This is a genomic window from Nonomuraea diastatica, from assembly GCF_004349015.1.
Taxonomy (GTDB): Bacteria; Actinomycetota; Actinomycetes; order Streptosporangiales; family Streptosporangiaceae; genus Nonomuraea; species Nonomuraea diastatica.
The window spans coordinates 23,891-30,492 of the sequence record NZ_SMKP01000129.1; the positions used below are offsets into that span (position 1 = coordinate 23,891).

Here is a 6,602-nt window from a genome sequence, read left to right on the forward strand (position 1 = left end):
GCAGGTTCTTCGATACGAGAGACTGATGGGATGATGAGGCTGTTGGGCCCCGCGGAAATACGTATTTTGGCGAACAAGCTAGATCTTCGTCCCACAAAGAAGCTAGGGCAGAACTTCGTGATCGACGGGGGCACCGTCCGCCGCATCGTACGCGTGGCCGCTCTGTCGTCCGATGACGTCGTCATCGAAGTGGGCCCCGGCCTCGGCTCGCTCACCCTGGAGCTCCTGGCGTCGGCCGCGCACGTGGTGGCCGTCGAGATCGACCCGGTGCTCGCCCACCAGCTTCCCCTCACGGTCGCCGGCCGAGGCGCCTCCGACCAGCTCACCGTGATCAACGCCGACGCCATGAAGATCTCCGAGACCGACCTGCTGGGCTTCGCCCCCACGGCCCTGGTGGCCAACCTCCCCTACAACGTGGCCGTCCCGGTGGTGCTCCACCTTCTGGAGGCGCTGCCGTCGCTGCGCAAGGGCCTGGTCATGGTGCAGTCGGAGGTGGCCGACCGCCTGGCCGCCGGTCCCGGCTCCAAGGTGTACGGAGTTCCGTCGGTCAAGGCCGCCTGGTACGCGGACGTGCGCAGGGCGGGCCCGGTCGGCCGGTCGGTCTTCTGGCCCGCGCCCAACGTCGACTCCGGACTCGTCTCCCTGGTCCGCCGCGAGCCGCCCGCCACGACGGCGTCGAGAGAGCAGGTGTTCGCGGTGATCGACGCGGCCTTCGCGCAGCGCCGCAAGACCCTGCGCGCGGCCCTGGCCTCGTGGGCGGGCAGCCCGGCCGAGGCGGAGGCCGCGCTCAGAGCCGCCGGGGTGGACCCTTCGGCGCGCGGTGAGCAACTCGACATCCACGCGTTCGTCCGCATAGCCGAATCCGCCCCTGATCGCCAGGGCTGACGGGGGCACGCATCACGGCCGGCGTGATCGTGCCGACACCGGCATGCCCGGGATCGCCGCCGCCCGCCGGTCGTGGTTGTCAGCGCTTCGGCCGGCGATGACGAGCGAACCAGGCTCGTCATCGCCGCGGCAAGAGAAGCAGCAGGATGGTCGCGCAACCGGCCGGGACCAGGGCGATGACGACCCCGGCGATCAGGGATGTGTACTCGCCCGCGACGGATCCGCCCTGGATGGGACCGACCAGTACGAGCGCGCCTTGGAACACTGCGACGGCGCTGAAGACGATCGCGAGCAGTCTGGGGCCGCGCCACCCCTGCCACAGTCCCCACGCCACGGCGGCGCCGAGCAGGCCGAAGAGCGCGAGCGACGTGCGGGTGGCGATCAGCGAGGCAGAGATCAGACCGACCACGGTCACGGCCGTGATGACGGGCATGGGAGGCATGTTTGTTCCTGGGGGGCTCATGGCGGGACACCCTATAGACACGTCCTGTGCGGGCAGGGCCTGTCCACAGGCCCCCTCTGCCGCCACCCCCTTCATCCACAGAACGCCGCTCGGCTCCGCGTCCCCTCGCTCCGCCGGATCATCCTGGCCTCCCGAACTCACGTACGAACCCGGGAGGCTCACATGCTCCGACGCATCGCTCTCGTCTGGCTCGCCCTCGGCGGCGGCCTGTGCACCACGCTCGTCGCCGTCCCCGATCCGGCCCTGGCACAGCTGAAACGCACCCCGACCAGGGGCGAGACGGCCGCCGCCGCGGCCCTCGGCCAGTTGGGCGTCTCCTTCTCCTGGGGCGGAGGCTCGGCGAAGGGCCCCACCATCGGCGTCGGGCGAGGAGCCGCCACGACCGGCTTCGACTGCAGCGGCCTGACCCTTTACGCCTGGTCCAGAGCCGGGGTGCGGCTGAGCCACTACACCGGCGCCCAGTTCCGCCAGGGCCGCAGGATCCCGCTCAGCGCTCGCCGCCGAGGCGACCTGCTGTTCTTCGGCGGTGGCACGGGCGACCCCACCCACGTGGCCCTGTTCCTCGGCGGCGGCGTCATGATCCATGCCCCCAAGACGGGCGACGTGGTGCGCAAGGTCGACTTCCTCCGCTCGCCCTACTTCCGCTCCGCGTTCCGAGGTGCCGTACGCCCGGGCTGACCGCTGTCCGAGCCGCCCCCGGCGGGCATGGCCGGGCTCGCCCCTCACCTTCCAGAACAGGCCTCGACCAACTCCTTGACCAGGCCGCAGAGCAGTTCCTGGTCCTCCTCCCTGGACGGCTCATATTCCATGAGCCCCAGGCCCGCCACCTCATACCGTTCGGCTAGCGCGCCGACCAGAACAAGGAGCTGATCGGGATGCAGTCCACCAGGCGCCGGCGAGCCCACGCTCGCGAAGACCTGCGGATCGAGCACGTCAAAATCGATGTGCACATAGACGGCCGCCGTGCCACGCGAAGACCTGGCCGCCGTGCCGAGCGGGGTGTCGTGGCAGGCCGCGACCGCGTCCACGAGGGCCGCGGCATCCGCCTCCCGGACATGCCGGATCCCTCGGGTTCTGACGAATTCCGCCTCCGCGGTGTCGAGATCGCGCCCGCCGGCCAGCACGATCCGCTCCGGCCGCACCGTCACCTCCGGCACCAACCCTTCGGGGCCCTCTCCGGTGAGCGCACGCAGCACCATCCCGTGATAAGCCCCGGAAGGCGACGACTCAGGCGTGTTCAGGTCCCCATGAGCGTCGAACCAGACGACGACCAGCCGATCCCCAAACCGCCTCCGCGCCGCCGCCACAGGCTCCAACTCGACCCCGCAATCACCGCCCGCGGTGACCACCAGCCCATCACGCACCCGCCCGACCGCCTCCCGCACCCTGGCGGCGGTGCCGACGAGATCGTCATCAGCGTCCACCGGCACCCGATGATCGGCGTCCACCATGCCGGCGAGCAACCGCGCGCCTTCCCGCAGCCGCTGCCCCGTGGGAGCTCCCGACCCCCGCCACTGCGGCACCTCGATCACCGTCACGTCACCCAACGCGCACACCCTCCTCACTCACCACCATGCCCGCCCGGCCACCGCCCCGACCGCCTGCCGATTCGACCACCCCGCGACCTGGACGAGCCGTCGAGATCCGGCGACCTCGCCGGGCGTGGAAGCATCGGCGGCGCCGTTCTCAGCGTCCGAACCGCAGTGGAGCGACTGGGGGCAAGACATCACGATTTGTAACCGATTGAGATCGGGGCATAAGCCCATGACCTTGACTCTACGTGTTGCAGGGCCGTCGCCACCCGGCGCCATCTTTCGAGAACCGCATGTCAGGGCGGCGTGCCCCGATAACATCGAGTGTCCTTGACCCCGGCAAGTGATGAAAGTGGCAGAAGATCGATGAGTTCGGTGACCGTACGTGTGCCTGCGAAGGTCAACGTGCAACTTTCTGTCGGCCCGCTCAGGGAGGACGGCTTCCACGACCTTGTCAACGTCTTTCACGCCGTATCGATCTTCGATGAGGTGACGGCCAAGGAGTCCGAGGCGATCACCGTGTCGGTGTCGGGGAAGTGGTCCAGCCAGGTGCCGGTCGACGACGGCAACCTGGCGATCAGGGCCGCCCGCGCGCTCGCCAAACACGCAGGCCGCGGCTACGGCGCCGACCTGCTCATCCAGAAGGACATCCCAGTCGCCGGCGGGATGGCGGGCGGCAGTGCCGACGCGGCGGGCGCGCTGGTGGCCTGCAATGAGCTGTGGGGGCTCGGGCTGCCCTTCGAAGACCTCATGGAGATCGCCGCCGATCTCGGCAGCGACGTGCCGTTCTCCCTGCTCGGGGGCACGGCGGTCGGCACGGGCCGCGGCGAGCAGCTGAGCGAGTTGCCCACCGGGGGCATGTTCCACTGGGTGTTCGCGCTGGCGGACGGTGGTCTCTCCACAGCCAGCGTCTACGCGGAATGCGACCGCCTCAGGGAGGCCTCGGCGGTCGAGGTGTCCTGGCCCCAACTCGACGACTCGCTGATGGAGGCTCTGGGCACCGGCGACGCCTACGCTCTGGGCGCCCACCTGAGCAACGACCTCCAGGAGGCCGCGCTCAGCCTCCGCCCGGAGCTCGCGCCGACCCTCGATGCAGGCCGTCAGCACGGGGCGCTGGGCGCGATCGTCTCCGGCTCCGGCCCGACGTGCGCGTTCCTGGCCATCGACGCCCTGCACGCCCGCGATCTGGCCCGCGGCCTGACCACGACAGGCGCCGCCGACACCGCCGTCCCCGCCCACGGCCCCGTCGCCGGCGCCACCCTCCTCTGACCGGCGCCACCGCCCACCGTTCCCCGCCCGGCAACCGCTTCCACCTTCCGGTCTCTCTATGGTGACCGCTTCTGCCCTTCCGTTCCCTGCACGGTGACCGCTTCCACTGCCTCCGTCTGACAGCCGCCGTCGTCGTCTGTGTATGGTGGCCGCTTTCACCGCTCTCCGTCTGAGCGCCGTCGTCTCCGTACGGTGGTCGTTGGGGTCGTTCTGCGTCTGAGTGCCGTCATCCCTGTGCGGTGACCTCGCGCTCTTGTCTGCGCCGGCCCGCCCGGGTGGCGGATGGTTCTTTGTTGTCGGCCGGCCTGCGGCGAGCCGATACCCTGGGATTGCCATGAATCTGGTCAACCTTGAGTCGGTCTCACATGCTTACGGGCCCAAGCCACTCCTCAGCGACGTCTCCCTGGGCATAGAAGCAGGGGAGCGCATCGGGGTCGTCGGGCGCAACGGGGGCGGTAAGACGACCTTGCTGTCCGTCGTCGCCGGGGCAGTGCGGCCGGACACCGGCCGGGTCACCCACAACCGCGGGCTCCGGGTGGGCTTCCTGTCACAGCGGGACGAGCTCGACCCCGACGCCACCGTGAAGGAGATCGTGCTCGGCGGGCTGGCGGAGCACGAGTGGGCCGGCGACCAGCGGGTTCGCGAGATCCTGGCCAACCTGATCGGCGACCTCGACCTGGACGCCAGGTCCGCCGATCTGTCCGGTGGCGAGCGCAGGCGTACGGCGCTTGCGCAGTTGCTGATCGACGACCATGACCTGATCATGCTCGACGAGCCCACCAACCACCTCGACATCGAAGCGATCGCCTGGCTGGCCGGGCATCTGGCGAGCCGGAAGAGCGCGCTGGTGGTCGTGACGCACGATCGGTGGTTCCTCGACGCGGTGTCCACTCGCACGTGGGAAGTCGTGGACGGACAGGTCGAACGGTATGAAGGTGGATATGCCGCTTACGTGCTGGCCAAGGCGGAGCGGGCGCGGATCGCCCAGGCCGCCGAAGAGCGCCGCCAGAACCTCATGCGCAAGGAGATCGCGTGGCTGCGGCGCGGTCCGCCCGCCCGTACGTCCAAGCCGAAGTTCCGCATCGAGGCCGCCCAGGCACTGATCGCGAACGAGCCGCCGGCGCGGGAAACCGTGGAGTTGATGCGGTTCGCCGCGGCCCGCCTCGGCAAGACGGTCTACGACCTCGACGACGTCACCCTGCACGCGGGCGGGCCGGGCAGTGGGCCGCTGGTGCTCGATCGCCTGACGTGGCAGTTCGGCCCGGGAGAACGGATCGGGCTGATCGGGGTCAACGGGTCCGGCAAGTCGTCGGTGTTGCGGTTGCTCGCCGACACGGTCAAGCCCGACGAGGGCCGGGTGGTCAGGGGCAAGACGGTACGCCTGGCACATCTGTCGCAGGAGCTGGCCGAGCTCGACCCGCAGCGGCGGGTGCTGGAGTCGGTGGAGGAAATACGCAAATACCTCCAGGTCGGCAAGAAGGAATGGTCGGCGTCCCAGCTGCTCGAACGTTTGGGGTTCAAGGGCGAGGCGCAGTGGAAGGTCGTCGGCTCTCTTTCGGGCGGTGAGCGGCGACGGCTGCAACTGCTCCGGCTCCTCATGGACGACCCCAACGTGCTGCTGCTCGACGAGCCCACCAACGATCTCGACATCGAGACGCTCAACGAGCTCGAAGACCTGCTGGACGGCTGGCCCGGCACGCTGATCCTGGTGAGCCACGACCGCTACTTCCTTGAGCGGGTGACCGATCGCTGCGTCGCGCTGCTGGGTGACGGCAAGCTGTCCCTGCTGCCCGGCGGGGTCGACGAATATCTCGAACGCCGCGCCGCCGGCACGGCCATGACGGCCCGCATGGCCGGCGCCACCACGACGACCACGACCACCACCTCGACCGCGGCCCTCGGCGCCGCCGGTGCGGCCGGCTCCCCGCCGTCGGCGGCAGACCCGGCCCCTGCTGGTCAGGGCGGGCTCTCGGCCAAGGAGGAGCGCGAGCTCCGCAAGGAGCTCAACCGCCTCGAACGCCAGCTCGACAAGCTGAGCGACCGGGAGACCAGGCTGCACGCCGCGATGGCCGAAGCGGCCAACGACTATGCGCGGCTGGGCACCCTCGACGCCGAGCTCCGCGAGATCACCGCCCAGAAGGACACCATCGAAGCCGAGTGGCTGGAGACCGCCGACCGCCTCGGCGACTGACCTCACCGCCTGGCGTTCTGGTGCCGCCGCAGCGAAGTGGACGGTGAAGGGGCGCTCGTAACGGCGAGTGCGCCGTTGGCCCTCACGACCGGCGCGTGACAGAGGGCCGCTGACGTCGGCGAGGCGGGCAACTCGGCTTTGCCGTAAGGGAAGCAAGAGTGCGCGCGAGAGCCGACCCGGGGCGGGGAGGATGACGCGACCCGCCACGGAGGGAGCTGCGCGGGTGGGGTGGGCGACTCGGCTTGCCACGGAGGGGGAGCTG

6 protein-coding genes are annotated in these 6,602 nt (G+C 70.0%); 4 read left to right on the top strand and 2 right to left on the bottom strand.

The features are described 5' to 3' along the window. Window positions 1–33: 33 nt before the first annotated feature. Window positions 34–885 carry a 16S rRNA (adenine(1518)-N(6)/adenine(1519)-N(6))-dimethyltransferase RsmA gene (gene rsmA, locus E1294_RS35120; RefSeq protein ID WP_181958607.1) on the top strand — a complete coding sequence of 284 codons (852 nt, stop codon included), beginning with the start codon at window positions 34–36 and terminating at the stop codon, window positions 883–885. A 118-nt stretch (window positions 886–1,003) separates the two neighbouring features. On the opposite strand, the gene E1294_RS53200 is transcribed toward rsmA, so the two are convergent. After that, a complete protein-coding gene (locus tag E1294_RS53200) occupies window positions 1,004–1,318 on the bottom strand; it encodes a hypothetical protein (RefSeq protein WP_165977632.1) in 315 nt (104 codons plus the stop codon). 192 nt (window positions 1,319–1,510) lie between these two features. On the opposite strand from E1294_RS53200, the gene E1294_RS53205 reads away from it, so the two are divergent. Further along, window positions 1,511–2,026: an NlpC/P60 family protein gene (locus E1294_RS53205; protein WP_165977633.1), complete on the top strand. Its 516-nt coding sequence runs from the start codon at window positions 1,511–1,513 to the stop codon at window positions 2,024–2,026. A 44-nt stretch (window positions 2,027–2,070) separates the two neighbouring features. Here the strand turns inward: E1294_RS53205 and E1294_RS35130 are convergent, their stop codons facing one another. Continuing rightward, on the bottom strand, window positions 2,071–2,811 hold the full coding sequence (locus E1294_RS35130; RefSeq protein ID WP_220448101.1) for an arginase family protein: 741 nt from the start codon (window positions 2,809–2,811) through the stop codon (window positions 2,071–2,073). Between the two features lie 435 nt (window positions 2,812–3,246). Between E1294_RS35130 and E1294_RS35135 the strand changes: the two genes are divergently transcribed. Both E1294_RS35135 and E1294_RS35140 read left to right on the top strand, forming a co-directional pair. After that, window positions 3,247–4,149 (top strand): 4-(cytidine 5'-diphospho)-2-C-methyl-D-erythritol kinase, encoded by a 903-nt coding sequence (locus tag E1294_RS35135; RefSeq protein WP_132515280.1) that lies wholly within the window; start codon window positions 3,247–3,249, stop codon window positions 4,147–4,149. A gap of 334 nt (window positions 4,150–4,483) precedes the next feature. After that, complete coding sequence (locus tag E1294_RS35140) at window positions 4,484–6,340, top strand: ABC-F family ATP-binding cassette domain-containing protein (RefSeq protein ID WP_132515281.1); 1,857 nt, start codon at window positions 4,484–4,486, stop codon at window positions 6,338–6,340. Window positions 6,341–6,602: the final 262 nt, after the last annotated feature.

Bases quoted from the DNA above. Each gene is read 5' to 3' on its own strand.
- E1294_RS35135 (WP_132515280.1), top strand. From the start codon at position 3,247: ATGAGTTCGGTGACCGTACGTGTGCCTGCGAAGGTCAACGTGCAACTT.
- E1294_RS53205 (WP_165977633.1), top strand. From the start codon at position 1,511: ATGCTCCGACGCATCGCTCTCGTCTGGCTCGCCCTCGGCGGCGGCCTG.
- rsmA (WP_181958607.1), top strand. From the start codon at position 34: ATGAGGCTGTTGGGCCCCGCGGAAATACGTATTTTGGCGAACAAGCTA.
- E1294_RS35140 (WP_132515281.1), top strand. From the start codon at position 4,484: ATGAATCTGGTCAACCTTGAGTCGGTCTCACATGCTTACGGGCCCAAG.
- E1294_RS53200 (WP_165977632.1), bottom strand. From the start codon at position 1,318: ATGCCCGTCATCACGGCCGTGACCGTGGTCGGTCTGATCTCTGCCTCG.